Annotated in this window: 20 protein-coding genes; 12 read left to right on the top strand and 8 right to left on the bottom strand. The window is 70.9% G+C overall.

Features of this window, described 5'->3' with window-relative positions; translation table 11 throughout:
- Window positions 1–29: 29 nt before the first annotated feature.
- From nuoL to SY84_RS06235, 3 genes are read left to right on the top strand one after another with little or no spacing between them, the layout of a single operon-like run.
- Window positions 30–1,889, top strand: coding sequence for an NADH-quinone oxidoreductase subunit L (gene nuoL, locus SY84_RS06245; protein ID WP_046844989.1), 1,860 nt, complete (start codon window positions 30–32; stop codon window positions 1,887–1,889).
- Entirely contained in the window at window positions 1,886–3,331 is a 1,446-nt protein-coding gene (locus SY84_RS06240; protein ID WP_046843299.1) for an NADH-quinone oxidoreductase subunit M, read from the top strand. The genes nuoL and SY84_RS06240 overlap by 4 nt, the downstream gene beginning before the upstream one ends.
- 1 nt (window position 3,332) lies before the next feature.
- The gene (locus SY84_RS06235; RefSeq protein WP_046843298.1) at window positions 3,333–4,781 is read left to right on the top strand and encodes an NADH-quinone oxidoreductase subunit N; all 1,449 of its coding nucleotides are present in this window, start codon (window positions 3,333–3,335) and stop codon (window positions 4,779–4,781) included.
- Between the two features lie 100 nt (window positions 4,782–4,881).
- On the opposite strand, the gene SY84_RS06230 is transcribed toward SY84_RS06235, so the two are convergent.
- The 4 genes from SY84_RS06230 to SY84_RS06215 all read right to left on the bottom strand — a co-directional run bounded on the left by SY84_RS06230 (window position 4,882) and on the right by SY84_RS06215 (window position 8,792).
- Entirely contained in the window at window positions 4,882–5,076 is a 195-nt protein-coding gene (locus tag SY84_RS06230) for a hypothetical protein (RefSeq protein WP_046843297.1), read from the bottom strand.
- A gap of 296 nt (window positions 5,077–5,372) precedes the next feature.
- On the bottom strand, window positions 5,373–5,714 hold the full coding sequence (locus SY84_RS06225; RefSeq protein ID WP_052751061.1) for an ArsR/SmtB family transcription factor: 342 nt from the start codon (window positions 5,712–5,714) through the stop codon (window positions 5,373–5,375).
- A 98-nt stretch (window positions 5,715–5,812) separates the two neighbouring features.
- Window positions 5,813–7,279, bottom strand: a complete 1,467-nt coding sequence (locus tag SY84_RS06220) for a CHASE2 domain-containing protein (protein ID WP_046843295.1) — start codon at window positions 7,277–7,279, stop codon at window positions 5,813–5,815.
- Window positions 7,263–8,792: a FecR family protein gene (locus SY84_RS06215; protein WP_052751060.1), complete on the bottom strand. Its 1,530-nt coding sequence runs from the start codon at window positions 8,790–8,792 to the stop codon at window positions 7,263–7,265. Before SY84_RS06215 ends, SY84_RS06220 begins: the two co-directional genes overlap by 17 nt.
- A 93-nt stretch (window positions 8,793–8,885) precedes the next feature.
- Between SY84_RS06215 and SY84_RS06210 the strand changes: the two genes are divergently transcribed.
- From SY84_RS06210 to SY84_RS06200, 3 genes are all read left to right on the top strand, one after another.
- Complete coding sequence (locus SY84_RS06210) at window positions 8,886–10,778, top strand: ABC-F family ATP-binding cassette domain-containing protein (RefSeq protein WP_046843294.1); 1,893 nt, start codon at window positions 8,886–8,888, stop codon at window positions 10,776–10,778.
- Between the two features lie 93 nt (window positions 10,779–10,871).
- Entirely contained in the window at window positions 10,872–11,381 is a 510-nt protein-coding gene (locus tag SY84_RS06205) for a hypothetical protein (RefSeq protein ID WP_046843293.1), read from the top strand.
- Window positions 11,382–11,590: 209 nt separating this feature from the next.
- On the top strand, window positions 11,591–11,773 hold the full coding sequence (locus tag SY84_RS06200) for a DUF1540 domain-containing protein (RefSeq protein WP_046843292.1): 183 nt from the start codon (window positions 11,591–11,593) through the stop codon (window positions 11,771–11,773).
- 48 nt (window positions 11,774–11,821) lie between these two features.
- Here the strand turns inward: SY84_RS06200 and SY84_RS06195 are convergent, their stop codons facing one another.
- Window positions 11,822–12,466 carry a uridine kinase gene (locus tag SY84_RS06195; RefSeq protein ID WP_046843291.1) on the bottom strand — a complete coding sequence of 215 codons (645 nt, stop codon included), beginning with the start codon at window positions 12,464–12,466 and terminating at the stop codon, window positions 11,822–11,824.
- Between the two features lie 29 nt (window positions 12,467–12,495).
- Window positions 12,496–13,716, bottom strand: coding sequence for a toxic anion resistance protein (locus tag SY84_RS06190; RefSeq protein ID WP_046843290.1), 1,221 nt, complete (start codon window positions 13,714–13,716; stop codon window positions 12,496–12,498).
- An 88-nt stretch (window positions 13,717–13,804) separates the two neighbouring features.
- Between SY84_RS06190 and SY84_RS06185 the strand changes: the two genes are divergently transcribed.
- Window positions 13,805–14,350: a GNAT family N-acetyltransferase gene (locus SY84_RS06185; RefSeq protein ID WP_046843289.1), complete on the top strand. Its 546-nt coding sequence runs from the start codon at window positions 13,805–13,807 to the stop codon at window positions 14,348–14,350.
- A gap of 51 nt (window positions 14,351–14,401) precedes the next feature.
- Here the strand turns inward: SY84_RS06185 and SY84_RS06180 are convergent, their stop codons facing one another.
- Complete coding sequence (locus tag SY84_RS06180; RefSeq protein ID WP_046843288.1) at window positions 14,402–14,977, bottom strand: FlgD immunoglobulin-like domain containing protein; 576 nt, start codon at window positions 14,975–14,977, stop codon at window positions 14,402–14,404.
- Between the two features lie 115 nt (window positions 14,978–15,092).
- Between SY84_RS06180 and SY84_RS06175 the strand changes: the two genes are divergently transcribed.
- The 5 genes from SY84_RS06175 to rplT all read left to right on the top strand — a co-directional run bounded on the left by SY84_RS06175 (window position 15,093) and on the right by rplT (window position 17,553).
- Complete coding sequence (locus SY84_RS06175; protein ID WP_046843287.1) at window positions 15,093–15,545, top strand: DinB family protein; 453 nt, start codon at window positions 15,093–15,095, stop codon at window positions 15,543–15,545.
- Window positions 15,546–15,553: 8 nt separating this feature from the next.
- Window positions 15,554–15,826 carry a hypothetical protein gene (locus SY84_RS06170; RefSeq protein WP_046843286.1) on the top strand — a complete coding sequence of 91 codons (273 nt, stop codon included), beginning with the start codon at window positions 15,554–15,556 and terminating at the stop codon, window positions 15,824–15,826.
- Between the two features lie 182 nt (window positions 15,827–16,008).
- Entirely contained in the window at window positions 16,009–16,839 is an 831-nt protein-coding gene (locus tag SY84_RS06165) for a GNAT family N-acetyltransferase (RefSeq protein WP_046843285.1), read from the top strand.
- A gap of 154 nt (window positions 16,840–16,993) precedes the next feature.
- A complete protein-coding gene (gene rpmI, locus SY84_RS06160) occupies window positions 16,994–17,194 on the top strand; it encodes a 50S ribosomal protein L35 (RefSeq protein WP_046843284.1) in 201 nt (66 codons plus the stop codon).
- 5 nt (window positions 17,195–17,199) lie between these two features.
- Window positions 17,200–17,553 carry a 50S ribosomal protein L20 gene (gene rplT, locus SY84_RS06155; RefSeq protein WP_046843283.1) on the top strand — a complete coding sequence of 118 codons (354 nt, stop codon included), beginning with the start codon at window positions 17,200–17,202 and terminating at the stop codon, window positions 17,551–17,553.
- Window positions 17,554–17,672: 119 nt separating this feature from the next.
- Here the strand turns inward: rplT and SY84_RS06150 are convergent, their stop codons facing one another.
- Entirely contained in the window at window positions 17,673–18,365 is a 693-nt protein-coding gene (locus tag SY84_RS06150; protein ID WP_046843282.1) for a GntR family transcriptional regulator, read from the bottom strand.
- Between the last annotated feature and the right edge of the window lie 141 nt (window positions 18,366–18,506).

Here is an 18,506-nt window from a genome sequence, read left to right as displayed (position 1 = left end):
TCCTGCCGCTGCTGGGCTTCACGGCCCTGATGGTGCTGCCCCGCCTGTTCCCCGGAAAGACCGGGGGCTGGCTGGCGACCGGGATGGTCGGCGCGGCGTTCGTCGTGGCCGTCATCCGTTACCTGAACCAGGGTGCGCCCGCCCATGAGGTGCTGTGGGCGTGGCTGCCGAACATGGCCCTGAACGCGAACCTGTCGGTGGGGTTCTGGCTCGACCAGCTCTCGGCGCTGATGGCGCTGATCATCACGGGCGTGGGCTTCCTGATTCACCTGTACTCGATCTCGTACATGGGACACGACCCGAAGTTCACGCGGTTCTTCGCGTTCCTGAACTTCTTCGTGGCGATGATGCTGATCCTGGTGCTGGCCGACTCGTACCCGCTGATGTTCGTCGGCTGGGAGGGCGTGGGCATGGCGTCGTACCTGCTGATCGGTTTCTGGTTCAATGGCCGCAACAGCGAGGCGAGTGACGCGCAGGTGCGTGCTGCCAGTGACGCCGAGGCGGTCAGCAACTCCAACGCGGCGCGCAAGGCGTTCATCATGAACCGCATTGGAGACCTGGGCTTCATGCTGGGCATGTTCCTGCTGTTCAAGCTGTACGGCACCCTGAGCATTCCCGAACTGGCCGAGCGGGTCGAGGGCGCGCAGGTGGCGCAGGCGGGCATTGAACTCGCGTGCCTGTTCCTGCTGGTCGGCGCGGTCGGCAAGAGCGGTCAGCTGCCCCTGACGACCTGGCTGCCGGACGCCATGGCGGGCCCCACGCCCGTCTCCGCGCTCATCCACGCGGCCACCATGGTCACGGCGGGCGTGTACCTCGTGGCGCGCAGCCACTTCCTGTACGACCTCGCCCCGAACGCCAGCCTGTGGGTCGCGTGGGTGGGCGGCCTGACCGCGCTGTACGGCGCGCTGTCCGCGCTGAATCAGTCGGACATCAAGAAGATCCTGGCGTACTCCACCGTGTCGCAGCTGGGGTACATGTTCCTCGCGGTGGGCCTGCACGCGTACTCGGCGGGCGTGTTCCACCTGCTCACGCACGCGTTCTTCAAGGCGCTGCTGTTCCTCGCGGCGGGCGCCGTGATCCACGCGCTGCACGACGAGCAGGACGTGCGCAAGATGGGCGGCCTGCACCGGTTCATGCCGTTCACGCACCTCGTGTCCGTGGCGGGCGTGCTGGCGATCGCCGGGATTCCGATCTGGAGCGGCTTCTTCTCCAAGGACGCCATCCTGGCCGCCGCGTACGAGCAGAACACGGCGCTGTACCTGATCGGGCTGGGCGTGGCGCTGCTCACCGCGTTCTACATGGGCCGCTGGTACTTCCTGGTGTGGCGCGGCACGTACCGCGGGCACGGCCACCCGCACGAGGCGGACACCCTGACGAAGATCCCGCTGGGCGTGCTGGCCGCGCTGGCGACCCTGGCCGGGTTCCTGAACATCCCCACCTTCCTGGGTGGCGGGCACGCCTTCGACTCGTACCTGGGTCGGGCGATCCCGCTGCACGCGCACGAGATTCCCGTCGCGACCGAGTGGCTGCTGACCGTCTTCGCCGTCCTCGCGGGCGTGCTGGGGCTGGGCTGGGCGTTCCTCGCACACCGCCGCAGCGCGCTGGCGACCGGGCCGCTGGGTGACCTCAGCCGCAACAGCCTGTACCTCGACGCGCTGTACGACAACGTCGTGTCCGCCCCCAGCCGCGCCATCGCGGGCGCGCTGGACACCGTGGACCGCGGCACCGACGACGCCCTGAACGGCGTCGCCCGCAATGCCAGCGGCCCCGGTGGGCTGTTCACGCTGTGGCAGAGCGGCTTCGTGCGCGCCTACGCCGTCAGCATGCTGCTCGGCACCGCCGCGATCATCGGCTACTGGGCCCTCAAGACCATCGGGAGCGGCGCATGAACTCCTTCACCGACTGGCTCCCCACCCTCATGATCTTCCTGCCCCTGGCGGGCAGCCTGCTGCTGCTCGTCACGCCGAAAACCTTCCGGGACGAGGTCGCGGGCTTCATCGCCGCCCTGACGCTCGGCGCGGGCCTCGCCATCTGGCGCGGCGGCGGCTCCGAGCTGTTCCGCTGGGACTGGATTCCCCCGCTGGGCATCACGTACTCGGTGCAGCTGGGCGGCGTGAGTCTCGCCCTGGCGCTCGTCACGGCGCTGATGTCGTTCATCGCGATCCTGTACGCCGCCCGCCGCATCCCCAACCCCGGCCCCATGCTCTCGCTGATCCTGGCGATGGAGACCGGCCTGATCGGCATCTTCGCCGCGCAGGACCTGATGCTGTTCTACGTGTTCTTCGAGGACGCGCTGATCCCGGCCCTCCTGATGCTGGCAATGTACGGCAAGAGCGGGCGCATGGCGGCCCTCACGAAATTCGCCGCGTACACGCTGTTCGGCAGCCTGCTGATGCTCGTCAGCATCATCGGCGTGCGCTACCTGGGCGGCAGCCCCAGCTTCGCCATGACCGACCTGAAACAGAACCTCGTGACCGGCAGCGCGCAGACGTGGCTGTACCTGGGCTTCCTGACCGCCATGGCCGTCAAGCTGCCGCTGTGGCCGCTGCACGCGTGGCTGCCGGACTTCCACGAACAGAACCACGACAGCGGCGTGCCCGACGTCATGGGCACCCTGTACAAGGTCGGCGGGTACGGCATCTTCACCTTTGCTATTCCCCTGTTCCCCGACGCCAGCCTGGAACTGCGCCCCATCCTGATGGGCCTCGCCGCGTTCACGGCGCTGTACGCTGCGTGGATCGCGTTCCGGCAGACCGACTGGAAACGCCTGCTCGCCTACGCGGGCCTCAGCCACATGGGCTTCGTCGCGCTCGGCGTGTTCTCCCTGAACGAGACGGCCGTGATCGGCGCGATGTACCTGCTGGCCTTCCAGAACCTCTACACCGGCGCGCTGTTCCTCTCGGTGGGCATGCTGCAGGAACGCATCGGCAGCCTGGACACCCGCGTGGGCGGCGTCATGACCCAGGCGGGCGCGCTGGGCGGCCTGACCATGGCCCTGTGGTTCGCCAGCATCGCCGTCCCCGGACTGGCGGGCTTCATCGGCGAGTTCAGCATCCTGCTCGGCGCGTACCAGGTGTCGCCGTGGCTGACCTTCATCGCAGGCATCACGACCATCGCCGCCGCCGCGTACGCCCTGACCGCCTTCCAGCACACCTTCTGGCAGGCGCGGCCCGCCGGGTCCGTCACCGTGCGTGACCTCGTGCACACCGAGTGGCTGATCCTGGGCATCCCGCTGGCTATCCTGGTGCTGTTCGGCGTGTACTCCACCCCCGCCCTGAACCTCATGCAGCCCGCCGTGCGCGCCGTCCTGAGCGCCCTGGGAGGCAACTGACATGCTCCAGCCGCCCGATGTGAAACTCCTGCCCCTGCTGCCCATCCTGCTCATTCTGGCCGGGGCGATCAGCAGCACCCTGCTGGGCTTCTGGGTCCAGCGCCGCACCCTGACCTTCATCAACATCGGGGCCGTGGTCGCGTCCGCACTCAGCGTCGGCTGGCTGTGGAACCGTGACCTGTCCTCCTTCGGCGGTAGCCTGCGCGCTGACCACGCCGCGCTGCTGCTGGGCTTCGTGATCCTCGCCGGGACCCTCATGACGCTGCTCGTGACGCTGGACACCGCGTGGCGCGCCCGCGTGTCCTTCCCCGAATTCGACGCGATGCTCATGTACGCCGTGACCGGCTGCCTGCTCATCGCTTTCTCCGGTGACCTGATCGTCATGCTGATCGGCCTGGAGATCATGAGCCTCAGCTCCTACGTCCTCGCCACCCTGCAGGGCTCGCGCCGCGCGGAGGAAAGCGGCCTGAAGTACTTCCTGCTCGGCGCCGCCGGGAGCGCCGTGCTGATCTACGGCCTGGCGTTCGTGTACGGCGCGACCGGCAGCCTGAACTACGCCGTCATCGCCGAGAAGACGAGCACCCTGAACCCCGACAACGTCGGCATCCTGGTCGGCGGCGCGCTGCTGATGCTCTGCGGCTTCGGCTTCAAGGTCGCGCTGGCGCCCTTCCACCAGTGGACGCCCGACGTGTACGGGGGCGCGCCCACCAGCGTCAGCCTGTTCCTGAGCACCGTCGTGAAGGTCGCCGCGTTCGCCGGGATGCTGCGCGTGTTCTCCGGCGCGCTGGAGAATGCCCCCGGCTGGCACTCCGTCCTGGCGGTCCTGATCGCCGGGACGCTGATCGTCGGGAACCTCGCCGCGCTGCGCCAGACGAACTTCAAACGCATGCTGGCGTACTCGGCGGTCGCGCACACCGGCTTCCTGGGCATGGCGCTGCTGGGCACCCCCGCCGCGGGCGGCGCGGCCCTCGGGTACTACCTGCTCGTGTACACCCTGATGACGGCCGCCGCGCTCGCCATCGTCGCCGCCCTGCAACGCAGCGAGGAAGGCTTCAGCATCACCGACATGCGCGGCCTGTACCACCGCCACCCCGGCTACGCCGTCGCGCTGGCCGTGTGCCTCGCCTCGCTGGCGGGCCTGCCGCCCTTCGCGGGCTTCTTCGGGAAGTACCTGGTGTTCCAGGCGGCCTTCCAGAACGGCTACGCGTGGATCAGCATCCTCGCCGCGCTCACCAGCGTCGCCGCGCTGGTGTACTACCTGCGCCCCGCCATGCTGATGTTCATGCCCGACCGCACGCCCGCGCGCGAGTACGGCCTCGGCCAGCGTCCCCCCACCACCCTGGCCGTCGCGCTGGGCGTGGCGGGCGTCACGGTGCTGGGCCTGCTGCCGAACCTCTGGTACGCCTTCGTGGCGCACCCCGACATCTGGGCGATGCTCGCCGGACGCTGACCGGCACCCGAGGAGGCCCGGCCGGGATCAGGTCGGGCCTCTCGCTGTACCCCAGGGGAAGCCGGGGGTGGGTGGAGCCGATCTTCGCGTTCGGTCCTGTTCAGGTGCAGCTGGGCGCGGCGGGCCGGTCGAGCTGATCGGCGAGGCGGCGCAGGCGGGTGGCCAGTGTGGCGCGCAGGGGGAGACGCTGCGGCTGGGCGGCGCGCAGCTGCCGTTCCAGGGCCAGCTGGTCGCGGACCTGTTCGTACTGGGCGGTGCGGCCGTCGACGGTGTCCTTCAGGTACAGGTCGTGCATGCGGTCCTCCGGAGGATGATACGGACTCCGATTGAATGGCTTATAGCCGTTCAGTCCGAGCGGATGTGATTCGAAGAGCTGCCCCGCAGAGCAGGAGAGCAGCGGGTGCCGGACATGGTGTTGACGACCCGGTGCCGTTCCGGGTTGTGAATGAACCAGACGGAATCCGTATGGGCGGGGCCTGCTGCGCGCCGGGTGGCGGGCAGTGCGGATGCGGTCGGAGTGTGGTGGGGCGGCTGCGCGCTGTGGGCGGGCAGGTCAGTGGGGTCGCGGGCCGGGGGGAACGCGCGGGGCGTTCAGGGCAGGTCGGGTTCGGTGCAGGGGGTCGCGAGCGGTTCGAAGAAGGTGGTCAGGTCGCGGAACCCGTCGGGGTTCAGGCTGTAGTAGACCTTGGTGCCCTTCTTCTCGGAGGTGATCAGGCCGACCTCGATCAGGACTTTCATGTGGTGGCTGATGGTGGGCTGCGTGAGGCCCAGTTCGGCGGAGATGCTGATCGGGGGGGTGCTGCCGGCGTCCGGGCGTGCCTGGGGGTGGTCGGGGTCCGACTGGCCGATGAGCTGCACGATGCGCAGGCGGGTGGGGTCGCCCAGGGCGCGCAGGCGGCTCAGGAGCAGGTCGAACGGGGGTCCATCAGGCACATCTATAGACTGCCATCTATATAGGTGGTTGTCAATATAGATGGCAGTCTAAGTCGTCTGGTGGATGCACCGGTCCCGGACCCAGCCACCCGCGCTGCTCAGCCGCGCTGCTCACGCTGGTACTTCACGCGGTAGCGGCTGCGGCTGGCGGCCTCGACCAGATCCACCGGCGTCTGGATGTCCTCGCCCGTACGGGCCGCGCCCACACTGGCCCGCAGCGGCAGATCGCGGTAACTGATGCGGTCCAGCGACTCCTGCACGCGCCGCGCGACGTCCGCCGTCTCGTGCGCGCTGGCCTGATCGAGCAGCACCGCGAACTCGTCCGGACCCCAGCGGAAGATCAGGTCCCCGCGCCGCTTCTGCTGCATGATCCGCCCGGACAGGTCGCGCAGCAGCTCGTCCCCAGCGTGCGGGCCGTACACCTCGTTCACCTTCCGGAAGCCGCTCAGGTCCACCAGCAACAGTCCCAGCGGGCGGGTTTGCCGGGTTGCCCAGCGCTGCTCCAGCGCGCGCGTGAACGCCACGCGGTTCCCGAAGCCGGTCAGCGGGTCGCGCAGCGCCAGGGTGCGCAGGTTCCACCAGCGTTCCGCCGCGACGAGCGCCGTGCCGATGATCGCCGCCAGCGACAGCGTCACGCCGGGCAGCAGGATGTTCCCCAGCCACAGGGGCGCGGCGGCCAGCAGCGCGGCCATGGCCAGCGCGAACCCCCACAGGCCGCGCGCCAGCACCGCCGTGACGGCAATGACCGCCGACAGCAGCGCGATCAGCCAGGTGGGCAGCGTCGTGAAGGGCGCGCTGAGCAGGCTGGATACGGCCCGCAGCTGCAGTTCCGTGCCAGGCACGGTCTGCCCCGTCACGTCCCGCACGCCGCCCACGCCGGTGCCGCTGGCGGTCAGGCCGATCAGGACGATCTTGCCCTGAATGTCGCCGTAGCGGACGTTGCCGTTCACGACGTCCCGGAACGGAATGACCGGCAGGCGGTCCCGGTCCGGCGCGGCGTACCGCAGCACGCGCGGCTGATCGCTGAGATCCACGTGCCTGCCAGCCGCGACCGCCAGTTGCCGCGCGAAGCTGGGCTGGAGCGTCCCGGCCGCGTCCGGGTACGCGGTCTGGAACGTCCGGACGATCCCGTCACCGCTGACGTTCAGCGCGCTGACTCCCGTCGGGGAGCGCCACTCGGGGCTGGCCAGCAGCGTGGACTCGCCGGGCGCGGTGGCCAGCACGACGTTCGCGCGGCTGAACGCGTCCTTCAGGCGCTCGTCGTTCTGGCTGGGGTCGGTCAGCAGCACGTCGATACCGACCGCGGTCGCCCCGGCCTGCTCGAGCGTGCCGAGCGCCTGCCCGTACAGTTCGCGCGGCCACGTGCCCACCCGGCCGTAGTCCCGCAGGGACGCGTCGTCAATGCCGACCAGCACCACCCGGCGGTCGGTCTCGGACGGCAGGGCGCGGTTCAGGGCGTCGCCCAGGCGCGGATTGGCGGGCATCAGCAGGGCCAGCAGCGCCGCGAGCAGCGCCGCGACGGGCGCGGTGATCAGGGCCAGGGACCGCTCAGCGGAGCGCGGCATCTCGTTCGTTTCCTGCGGCGTCACGGGCGCTCACCTGCACGGGCGCGGTCGGGTCGGCAAGGGGCAGCGCCCAGCGCAGCGGCTCGCCGGACGTCACGCGCCGGGTGTAGCTGCGCGGGCCGATGCGGGCGGTGACGGTCAGCGTGCCGGGGACGGCGTCGGTCACGGCGCCGCTCAGGAGCAGCAGGTGGCCGCGCCGTTCGGCGCGCAGGTCCGCCTGCGGGGCGCTGCGGTCCACGGTGACGGTCACGGTGCGCGTCAGCGTCTGCCCGAAGCGTTCGGCGGTCACGGTCACCGGGTAGGTGCCCTCGGGCAGCGGCGCCGCCAGTCGCTCCAGGCGGAAGGTGTCCCCGTCGGCGTTCAGCGGGACGCGCTGCCCGGCCACCTGCGCGCTCAGGGTCGCGTCGGGGAGGCTGCGGGCACTCAGGATCAGGTCGTTCAGGCTCAGGGGCGCGCGGGGCAGCGTGAGGCTCAGCGGGCGGGCCCGTTCGGCGTCCCGCGCCTGATTGAAGCGGTCCGTGGCGTCCGGGACCAGGGTGCCCACGGTCCCCGCCTCGCTGCGCTGCTGCCCGGCGCTGACCGCCTGATCGGCGCTGCTGGGCAGCGCCACCTGACCCTCGAACACCTTCACCAGGCCGTCCGCGTCCACGCGGAACACCGTGCCGCGCACGGCGGTACTCACGACCGGCGTGTCGATCCGGTACCCGCCCTGGCCCTTCTGCACGACGTTCCAGGCGGTGCCGCGCGCGAGTTTCAGCAGCACCTCGCGGCCCCGGTCGGTGCGGTCCACGCTCAGGACGCTCAGTTCGCTCTGCTCGTTCAGGCGCAGGTACCCGCCGCCGGTGAAGCCCACCTCGGCCCAGGCGCCCGCGCCGGTGTTCAGCGTCGCGCCGATCTCCAGGGTGTCCCCGATGACCGCGCCGCGCGCCTGCCCGGCGCGGCCCAGCGTGACCGCGCCGCGCGTGGCCTGCACGCTGGCGCTGCCCTCACCGCGGAACTGCGCGGCGTACCAGGGATCCGTTTCACGGAACGCGCTGAGCTGCCCGCTGCGCAGGTCGAGTTGCTGCCCGCCCCGCACGGTCGTGACGCGGCCGCTGCGGTCGATGCGCACCTGCCCGGTGATGACCGCGACGCGCCGCACCGGCCCGTCGAGGTCCACGCGCAGGCTGCCCGCGCCGTCCATGACGAGGTGCTGCCCCTGCACGTGCACGGCGGCCGGGCCGCGCAGGTAGAAGCGGCCCTGCTGCAGGTCCACCTCATCCAGGTAACGGCGCAGGCGGGACGCGCTGCCGACCGTGACGCGCCCGGCACCGGCGCGGATCTCGGCGCGGCCCGCGCCGGTGCGCAGGCCCAGCGTGATCTCGCCGCTGGCAGCGCGGGGCATCCAGGTGCCGCCCGCCTGCTGAAGTTCCACGCTGCCCTGCGCGCTGTCCAGCACAGGGGCGGCCAGCGCGGTCGCGCTGAGCAGCAGCGTGGGGGTCAGGGCGTGGAGGACGGGGGCCGCGCGCATCATCACCCCACAGTGTAAGAGAGAAATCTGACACTATTCATTTCTTCCATGCCGCGCGCGTCCGGCGAGGCCCGGGGGCGCCCTATACTGCGGGGCGTGCTTGTTGCCGCCGTGGACGCCAGTAAGGAATATGGACCGCTGACCGTCCTGCAGGACGTGACCTTCGCCGTGCAGCCCGGCGACCGGGTGGGTCTCGTCGGGCGCAACGGGGCGGGGAAGAGCACGCTGCTGAAACTCCTGACCGGGCAGCTTCAGCCGGACGGTGGCGTGGTGAAGCGCGCGCCGGGCGTGCGGGTGCGTTCATTGCAGCAGGATCCGGTCTTCCCGCCGGGCGCGACGGTGGACAGCGTACTGGACGCCGCGTTTCATGATCTGGATCAGCTGGAGGCGGAACTGAACGCGGCGGCCGAGGCGATGGGCAGCGGCACGCCCGAGAGCATCCTGCACCACGAGGCCGTGCTGGAGCACTACCAGCGCCGTGGGGGCTTCGAGCGGCGCAGCCGCAAGGACGCCGTGACCCTGGCGTTCGGTTTCCGGGGCCGCGAGGGTGACCTGGCGGCCAGCCTCAGCGGCGGTGAGCGCACCCGGCTGGGGCTGGCGGCGCTGCTCGTGGAGAACCCGGACGTGCTGCTGCTGGACGAGCCGACCAACCACCTCGACATCGTGATGGTCGAGTGGCTGGAGGGCTTCCTGGGCCGCTACCCGGGCGCGGTGCTGGTGATCAGCCACGACCGCGCGTTCCTGGACACCGTCACCCGCGAGACCGCGTACCTGCGCGGCGGGACCATGAAGGTGTACGCCGGGAACTACACGACCTTCCGTGAGACGCTGGCCGCCGAACTGGAGCAGCAGGCGGCGCGCTTCGCCGTCGAGAGCCGCCAGATCGCGTCGCTGCAGGCCAGTGCGGACCGCATGAAGATCTGGGGTCTGGGCATGAGCAAGCTCGCCCGGCGCGCCAAGGCCATGCAGGCCCGCGTGGACCGCATGCAGGCCCGCGCCGTCAGCGCCCCGCCGCCCGAGCAGCGCACCACCCGCATCACCTTCCACGCGCCCGAGAGCGGCGAGGTGGTGCTGGACGCCCGGCATGTCACGCGGGTGCTGCCCGGCGGGCGGCAGCTGTTCCGGGACGTGAACGTGCAGATCCGCCAGGGCGAGCGCGTGGCGATCATCGGCCGCAACGGCGCGGGCAAGACCACCTTCCTGCGCACCCTGCTGGGCCTGGAACCGGGCGACGACCCGCGCACCCGCATCCTGACCGGGGCGCGCGTCACGGTCGGGTACTACGATCAGGCGCTGCGCGGCGTGGAACCCAGCGAGACGCTGTACGACGTGGCCCGCGCGTACACCCAGAAGGACCCGGAAGCGCACGACCTGCTGGGCACCTTCATGTTCCCGTACGACCAGCACGACAAGCAGGCGCGCATCCTGTCGGGCGGCGAGCGGGCGCGGCTGGCCCTGCTGAAACTCGCGCAGGAGGACCACAACCTCCTGATCATGGACGAGCCCACCAACCACCTCGACATGGAGATGGTGGAGGCGCTGGAGGCCGCGCTGGACGACTTCTCGGGCACGCTGGTGATGGTCAGCCACGACCGCGCGTTCATCGAGGGCCTGGCTGACCGCATCTGGCTGATCGAGGACGGGCAGTTCTACGAGTACCCCGGCTGGGAGGACTACAAGGCCAAGCACCGCACGGCCGCCGAGCTGGAGGCCGAGGCGCTCGCCGCCGCGCCGAAAGTCAGCGCGAAACCTGCCGCACCCAGGGGCAAGGGCCTGTGGCACCTCAAGCGCGAGGTGGAGGCCATCGAGGCCGACATCGCCCGCCTGGAAAGGGAGCTGGAGGCCGCGCAGGCCGCGCTGAGCGCCGCACCCTCGGATGCGGACTTCGTGGCGCTGGGGCGCTCGGCGCACGACCTGGAAGTGCAGCTGGAGGCGAAGATGGAGGCCTGGGGCGCCAAGCAGGCCGAGGTGGAAGCGAAGGGCGGCTGACCCCGCGCGCCTGATGGCGGGGTCCCACTGTTCTGGACAGCGGGTCATGCGTCTCATGCCTCCCGCCTTATCCTGAGTCCGGAAGTCAGGATTATGACCAGCCCCCACCTCACCCCCCACGCGCCCCACACCCCTGCCCCCGACCCCGGGGCCGCCGCCCTGACCTGGGCCGCCGAGGCCTATCTGGCGCACACCCACCCCCGCGCCCCGCTGCGCCTGGACCGGGTCACCCTGAGCGGCGTCACGTACGCCTGCGCGCCCGACCCCGCCGCGCTGCGCCTGAACCGCGCGCTGGCCGAGGAGGTCGTCATGGTCGCCCTGGCCGCCCGCGAGGCTGCCGCCCTGACCGGCGCGCCCGCCCCCGGCGCCGGACGCGACGCGCGCATGCTGCTGGACTGCGCCCTGACCGACCCGGACGAACGTGAGACCCTCGACGCGTACCTGAGCGTCCTGCGGGGTCGCGCCCGCGCGAGGCTGCGCCGCGCCTGGAGCGAAGTACAGGTCATCGCCGCCGGCCTGCGCGAACACGGTGAACTGGACGCCGCGCAGGTCGCCCACCGCGTCGCCTGCGCCCAGGGCATCCGCGCCACGCTGCTGAACTGATCTGGTCCCGGCGGTGAGGGTCGGCTGAGGGCCGTCGCCGCGTGGTCCGCGGCCTGCGCCGTGCTGGACCCCGGTGGGCACGGTCTCTGCGCCGCGCCGTCATGTAATCGGAGCGGCACACTGCGGTTTTGAAGCGTCCCTTCACCTTGCAGCGTGCCTCACGTTCCCGCCGCGCCCGGGCAGGCACGCTGACGGTCACGGAGGTTCACATGGACGACGACAAGAGCATGGTCAGCCGCTGCGACGCCACCACCTGCCGCTTCAACGACGACATGAACTGCACCGCCGGGCAGATCGAGGTCAGCATGAGCGGCCAGACCGCGCAGTGCCTCACCTTCAGCCCAACGGAAAGCATGAGTGATACGCAGGGCCTCAGCGCCGACAATCACTGAACCGTCACGATCAGGGCCGCCCCCATCTGGAGGCGGCCCTGACTGTCTTCACCGGGCTACGACCACCCTGGGGGCGTCCAGGTTCGTGTAGTCCAGCACCACGCCCGCCTGCGCTTCCGGGTCCGCCTCGCGGAAGTACAGTTCGTTGCCTGCCACGTATCGGCGGTTGCTGTCGGCCGCCGGGTCGGGCGAGCCGAAGCCCGGCCCGCGCGCCGCGCCACGCGGGACCGACACGGTGAACGGCACGCGCAGGAACACCGAGTCGTGCCACCAGCCGCGCAGTTCCGGGCGGTGCAGGAACAGTCCGTCCACGATCAGGAGGCTGCCCGGCCCCGCCGCCAGTGCAGGGCCGGGCACGGGTTCGTCGCGGGTCACGTCGAACACCCGCGCCCGGTAGCGCAGGGTGCCGCCGGGCGACAGGGGAGAGAGGACCTCGCGCGCCAGTGCCGCCAGATCGTACGAGTCGCGGTAGAAGCCCTCCGGTGACCCGCGCCCCCGCGCGTACCGTGCCGCGCGGGGCTGGTGAAAGCTGTCGGTGCTCACGCGGATGACCGGCCGCCCCAGCGCCCGCACCCGCCCGGCCAGCTCGTCGGCCAGGGTGGTCTTGCCCGCCCCGTCCACGCCGTCCACCGCCACCCGCGCGACCGGGTGCGCCGGGAGGGCCGCCCAGCGGGCCGCGAGCCACGCCAGCACCCCCTCCCGACCCTGAACCTGCGGCGCGTTCAGAGTTTCAGGTCGCCTTTCTCGGTGACGTTCAGGCCCTGCGCGACCTCGCGCGCGGCGTTCTGGCGTTCGCGGTCCAGGTACGTCTGCGCCTGCGCGACCTCCTTGTCCAGCACGGTCATCGTCTCGCGGAAGCGGTCCAGGGCCTGCGTGCGGTACGCGCTGATGGCGTCCAGCGCGCCGTACACGTCCCGGAACGCCGCCTGGATGATCTGCGGGTCCACGGTGGCGCTGCCCGCCTGCCGCTGGATCTCGGTGCTCTGCTGCTTCAGGAGCTGCGCGGTCGAGCCGATCATGCGCCCCGTCGTGTCGTTCAGCGCCGTGACCTGCCCCAGCACCGCCTGCTGCGTCCCGAGCGCCTGCGAGACCATCAGCGCGGTCTTCAGGGCACTGACGGTGGTCGTCGTGGCGCGGTCCACGCCCTTGATGAGCTCCATGTTGTTGCGCCGCACGAGATCCAGCGCGAGGTACCCCTGGATGCTCACCGCCAGCTGCGTCAGCAGGTCCGTGACGCGCTGCCGCACCGCGAACAGCAGTTCCTCGCTGACCATGCGGGCCTTCTCCGGGTCGGTCACCTGCAACTCCGTCAGGCGGCGGGTCAGGGCCTCGTCCACGGCCTTCCCGACGTGCGCGTACTGCCGGAGTTTCTGCATGGTGTCCCACAGGTGGACCTTCTCGGTCTCGATGGTGGCGTTGTCGCGCCGCAGTTCGTCCTGCCCGCGGTACAGCGCCTCCAGGATGCCGTTCAGGTGCGACTGCGCGCTCTGGTAGCGGTCGAGGTGGTTCTGCACCTTCTTCCCACCCGGCAGCTTCCCGAACAGGCGCCGGGGCGTGGGGGCGCGGCTGGGGTCGAGGTCCTCGACGGTGCGGCGCAGGTCGGTCAGGCCGCGCAGGATGTCGCTGCCCTCCGCGAGCGCCCCGGCCCGCGTGGCGCGCAGCGGGCGGTCCAGCATGCGGTTGCTGCTCTGCGCCGCCGCGCGCTGCTCGGGCAGGCCCAGTTCATGCACGGCGTCCAGCTTGCGTTTGAACTCCGGGGTGTGCGCCCCCGCGCTCAGGACGTCCTGCGCGAAGGCCTGCGCCATCGCCTCCAGCCGCGCGCGGTCCTCGGGGGACAGGGGCACCATCTCGGGCGCCTGCACGGGCTGCACGCTCGGGACGGCCTCCGGCGCTTTCAGCATCGAATCGGGCGGCGTCAGCGGTCCGGGGGTTCCATCACTCATGCCCCCCATTACGCGCCGGTGGCGGGCGGGGTTGCATCCGGCAAAAGGCGCATCCCACGGGTGGGGCACGCCGCTACGCTGGGGGCCGATGCCTGGTGCCCCCGATCCGACCCTGCGCCCCCTGACCCTGCGCGGGCGCCTCCCGGACGACCTGCCGACCCTCTGGCGCTGGATGCACGCCGAGCCGGACCCCGAGTGGCAGCGGTGGGACGCCCCGTACTTCCACACCGGCCAGCCGGAGCCGCTGCCTTTCGACACCTACCGCGAGCAGACTCTGGCGCGTCCCGTCAGTCCCGACCTGCGGGTGATCGCGCTTGATGGTGGGTGCATCGGGCAGGTCAGCCGACACGAGGAAGCCCCGGCGGGTGGCGGCTGGTGGGACCTGGGCATCCTGATCTTCGACCCGGGGCACTGGGGCGGCGGGCTGGGCACGCGGGCGCTGGACCTGTGGGCGGCGGCGACCTTCGCCGAGACGGACGCGCACGTGCTGACGCTGACCACCTGGGGCGGCAACGAGCGCATGATCCGCGCGGCGGCCCGCGTGGGGTTCCACGAGTGCGCGCGCATCCCGCAGGCGCGGGCGTGGGCAGGCCAGCGCTGGGACAGCGTGAAACTCGCCCGGCTGCGCGGTTGAATCAGGGAAGGGGCGCGGCGATGACATCACGCCGCGCCTCCCCGCTGCACTTCAGTTCTCGATGGTGACCGGGAATTCCTCGGCCATGATCCGCACGCCAGCGCCGCTGAACACCGCGCGGATGGTGTACTCCCCGGCGGGCAGGGCCTTCCCGCCGCTGTCGCGGCCATCCCAGCGGATGTCCTGCACGTCCATCGTCTCGCCGGGCGCGACGTCCGTGATGACCAGCTGCATGGTGCACACCGTGTTCGTAGGGTTGGCGCGCACGACCTTCCCGGCGGCGTCGAGCACCTCGAAACGCACGTCGCACGCCCCGTGCTGGAGGTTGATGGCCTGCTCGCCCTGGTTGGTCAGGGTGAAGGTCCAGGTGGTGGCCTGACCGACGCGCAGGCTGCCCGGGCCATTCAGATTGGCGCTGTGCGCGGTGCTCAGCACGGGGTTGGTCATGGGCAGGGTGCTGCCGGTGGTGGGCGCGGCGGGCGCCGGGGTGGTCGGCGTGGGCGCGGGGGTTGTGGGCGTGGCCGCGCTGCTCTTCGGGGGCAGGGCCGGGATGTTGAAGATCGTCGTCTGCGCCTGGGCCAGCGAGGACGTCAGGACGGCAGCGGTCAGCAGGATGCGCAGGGTCATGCCCTTCACTGTTCGCCATGGCAGCTGACGCTGCGTGAGGCCCGCTGAAGGAAACGTGAGGGTTCCCCCGCAGCCCACTCGCCCCGCCCGGCGCGGTGTGGGTATGCTGCCGGACATGAACCGCAGCGCCGTCCTCGCCCGCACCTTCCAGGCCCACCGTTCCGCCCTGCTCGACCTCCTCGAGCAGCTGCCCGAGGATCAGGGCACGTTCGCCGCGTGGGACGGCGGCATGAGCTTCATCGGGCTGTCCGACCACCTGTCCGCCAGCGCCGACCGTTTCCTGAACATGGTGCAGGGTCAGGCGCCCGGCGCGATGCCCGGGCCGAGCGCCACGCTGACCGAGGCGCGCGGGCGCCTGTGGGACTCGCAGGAACGCGCCCTGAGCGCCATCAGCACCCTGAGTGACGAGGACCTGTCGCGCCGCGTGCCCGCCTTCGGGGGGCGTGAGATGCCGGTCGCGGCGCTGATCGACACGATCATCACGCACGAGGCGCACCACAAGGGGCAGGTGTGGCTGATGGCCCGCATGATCGGCGTGAAACCCCCCATGTTCATCAAGATGGGCTGAGGGCCCGCGTGGACGCGCTCCTGCTGATCCTGCTGCTGGCGGCGTTCGTGTGGGCGCTGCTGCACGTCACGCGGCACCTGCGCGGCTCCCGGTCGGGGATGCGGGGCAGTGGCCCGCGCGCCGAGCGGGCGCTGGAGGAGGAACTCCTGCGCCTGACGCGCGGCAACCGCGGCGCCATCGAGCGGGGCGTGACCGCGCAGCGCCGCCGCCACCCGGACGCCAGCCGCGCGGACCTGCTGCGCCGCGTGCGTGACGAGTACCTGCGCGACCGCTCCCGGTAAGCCCTCTGGCCTACGCGGGCACCTGCGGCACCCACAGACTGCGGGGGTGCTAGCGTGCCGTATTCCCGCTGTTCCCCGGAGGTCCCATGAACCGAATCCTGCCTGCTGCACTGTTCGTTCCCACCGGGGCTCACGCCTGATCCCGTCCGGCGGATGCCCCCGCCCCCGCCGAGGTTCCCCACGTGAACACCTACACCCTTGAAGCGGCCACGCACGACACGCTGGCCGATGTCGTCGCCCTGATTCCCGATCCGGCCGAGGCCGAGCGGCGCCTGACCTTCACCCGCACGCGGATCGAGGCCAGGGCGCTGCACCCCGAGCAGTTCCTCCTCCTGCGGTCGCCCCGTGGGGTGGAGGGCGTCTGCCTGCGTCCCGCCAGCCCGCGGGTTCCGCTGTTCCCGCAGCTGCGGGAGGACGTGCCCGCCGACGCGCTGATCGCCTTCCTGTGTGAACTGCGCGCGGCGGCCCCGCGCCTGATCCTCGTGTCCACCCAGGCGCCGCTCCGCCGCGAGGAGGCCGAGGCCGCCGGGTGGGCCCTTCAGGAGACGAACGTCGTGTACGAGACGCCCGACCTCCGCGCTCGGTCGTACCCGGCCGACCCGCACGTTCAGCCCGTGACCGTGCATGACCCCGGCGTGGCGGCCGCCCTGACTGCGCTGGGCCGCGAAGCCTGGGTGCCGGGCGAGGACTGGACGCTGCACGCCCTGACCCACGCGGGCGAGGTGGTGGCCCTGGCGGCCCTGGGAGCCAGCGGGCGGCCCGACACGGCCGGGATCGACCTGATCGGCGTCCTGCCACAGAGGCGCGGCCAGGGCTTCGGGGGGCGGCTGCACGCGCACCTGCTGCACCTCGCCGCGCAGACCTTCGGGACGCACGTGGGCGGCACCGAAGCCGACAACCACGCCATGCGCCGCCTGTTCGAGCGGCACGGCGCGCGGCTGGTGTCCACGCAGCTGGACTTCGGCGCCGCGCCTGTCCTGGCGGCGTCCGTCCCCGAGGCGACTGCGCCTTGACCAGCCGTGGCGGGCTCGCGTAGAATGCTCTCTTGGTCAAGCGGGGCAGGGCGACCAACAGCCTATCGCGGCGCGTACGCGCCCGCCCAGGCGGCCCGAACCCCAGACGGAAGCCGTCCCAGACGAGCGACCGGACTACGAAGGAGGCACTCACATGCCCAAGATGAAGACACTGAAAGCGGCCAGCCGCCGGGTGAAGATCACCGGAACCGGCAAGGTCATGGCGTTCAAGAGTGGCAAGCGCCACCAGAACACCGGCAAGAGCGGCAACGAAATCCGCGGCAAGGGCAAGGGCTTCGTCCTCGCCAAGAGTGAATGGGCCCGCATGAAACTCATGCTGCCGAAGGGGAAGTGAAGTAGATGCCTCGCGCCAAAACCGGTATCATCCGTCGCCGCCGTCACAAGAAGGTCCTGAAGCGCGCCAAGGGCTTCTGGGGCTCCCGCAGCAAGCAGTACCGCAACGCGTTCCAGACCCTGCTGAACGCCGCGACCTACGAGTACCGCGACCGCCGCAACAAGAAGCGTGACTTCCGCCGCCTGTGGATCCAGCGTATCAACGCCGGCGCCCGCCTGCACGGCATGAACTACAGCACCTTCATCGGTGGCCTGAAGAAGGCGAACATCGACCTGAACCGCAAGGTCCTGGCCGACATCGCCGCGCGCGAACCCGAGGCCTTCAAGGCCCTCGTGGACGCCGCCAAGAACGCCAAGTAAGACCCCCGTTCAGGAGGCCCGCGCTCCCCGTGAGTGCGGGCCTCCTGCTGTGGGTGCACAGGGAGGGTGCACAGAGAGCGGGCCGGGCGCTGATGCCCGGCCCGCTCCGCTGTCTGGGTTCAGGGTTCGAAGGTGTCTTGAAAAGCGTAGCGGTCGCCGCGCACCCAGTAGTTCACGTAGCTGGCGCGTTTCTGGCCGCTGTAGGTGGTGCGGCGCAGCAGGAACGCGGCGGTGCCCAGCGGCACGCGCAGCAGGTCAGCTTCCTCCTGGCGGAGGTTGACGGCTTCGAGGTTCTGCTCGACGCGCTGGAGGGGCACGCCCAGGCCGATCATGATCTCGTGGATGCTCTCGGCGCCCAGGTTGTGATCCAGCAGGTTCGGCACGAGGTTGCCGTTGATGTAGCGCTTCTCGATCACCAGGGCTTCGTCCCCGGCGGTGCGCAGGCGGTGCACGAAGATGACGGGGTCGCCGGGCTGGATCTGCAGCACGATGGCGATCTCGGGGGTGGCCTCGATCTGCATGGCGCGCAGGACCGTGGTGCGGTGGTCGGGGTGGCGGGCCCATTCCTTGAAGGGCCGCACGCGGAACATGCCCTGCCGGAAGCGTTTGCCGGTGGGGAAGGTCCCGGCGCCCTGGACGCGGTAGACGTAGCCTTCGCGTTCCAGTTCGTCGATGGCGCGGCGGGCGGTCATGCGGGAGACTTCGAATTCGCGGGCGAGCTGCGGTTCGCTGGGCAGGGGAAGCCCCTCGGCGTAGTGGCCGCCGAGCAGGCGGTCTTTCAGGGTCGTCTTGATGAGCGGGTACTTCGCCATGCATCCCTCCGGGCGTTCCGCTGGCGGGCGGTGCCTTCTGTCATCTTAAGTTTAGTGTCCAGAGTACACAAGCTTGTCTAGCTGTCACGCGACCCGAGACAACGAGCGTTAGGCACGCCTGCCCCACTCCTGACCTGTCAT

The organism is Deinococcus soli (ex Cha et al. 2016) (assembly GCF_001007995.1).
Lineage (GTDB): Bacteria > Deinococcota > Deinococci > Deinococcales > Deinococcaceae > Deinococcus > Deinococcus soli.
The sequence above is the reverse complement of the archived record's forward strand: the minus strand, read 5'-3'. Positions and strand labels throughout refer to the sequence as shown.

Coding starts and splice junctions, on each gene's coding strand:
- SY84_RS06205 (WP_046843293.1), top strand. CDS start 10,872: ATGACCAGCCCCCACCTCACCCCCCACGCGCCCCACACCCCTGCCCCC.
- SY84_RS06200 (WP_046843292.1), top strand. CDS start 11,591: ATGGACGACGACAAGAGCATGGTCAGCCGCTGCGACGCCACCACCTGC.
- rpmI (WP_046843284.1), top strand. CDS start 16,994: ATGCCCAAGATGAAGACACTGAAAGCGGCCAGCCGCCGGGTGAAGATC.
- SY84_RS06235 (WP_046843298.1), top strand. CDS start 3,333: ATGCTCCAGCCGCCCGATGTGAAACTCCTGCCCCTGCTGCCCATCCTG.
- SY84_RS06175 (WP_046843287.1), top strand. CDS start 15,093: ATGAACCGCAGCGCCGTCCTCGCCCGCACCTTCCAGGCCCACCGTTCC.
- SY84_RS06185 (WP_046843289.1), top strand. CDS start 13,805: ATGCCTGGTGCCCCCGATCCGACCCTGCGCCCCCTGACCCTGCGCGGG.
- SY84_RS06230 (WP_046843297.1), bottom strand. CDS start 5,076: ATGCACGACCTGTACCTGAAGGACACCGTCGACGGCCGCACCGCCCAG.
- SY84_RS06220 (WP_046843295.1), bottom strand. CDS start 7,279: ATGCCGCGCTCCGCTGAGCGGTCCCTGGCCCTGATCACCGCGCCCGTC.
- rplT (WP_046843283.1), top strand. CDS start 17,200: ATGCCTCGCGCCAAAACCGGTATCATCCGTCGCCGCCGTCACAAGAAG.
- SY84_RS06150 (WP_046843282.1), bottom strand. CDS start 18,365: ATGGCGAAGTACCCGCTCATCAAGACGACCCTGAAAGACCGCCTGCTC.
- nuoL (WP_046844989.1), top strand. CDS start 30: ATGGTGCTGCCCCGCCTGTTCCCCGGAAAGACCGGGGGCTGGCTGGCG.
- SY84_RS06190 (WP_046843290.1), bottom strand. CDS start 13,716: ATGAGTGATGGAACCCCCGGACCGCTGACGCCGCCCGATTCGATGCTG.
- SY84_RS06180 (WP_046843288.1), bottom strand. CDS start 14,977: ATGACCCTGCGCATCCTGCTGACCGCTGCCGTCCTGACGTCCTCGCTG.
- SY84_RS06240 (WP_046843299.1), top strand. CDS start 1,886: ATGAACTCCTTCACCGACTGGCTCCCCACCCTCATGATCTTCCTGCCC.
- SY84_RS06215 (WP_052751060.1), bottom strand. CDS start 8,792: ATGATGCGCGCGGCCCCCGTCCTCCACGCCCTGACCCCCACGCTGCTG.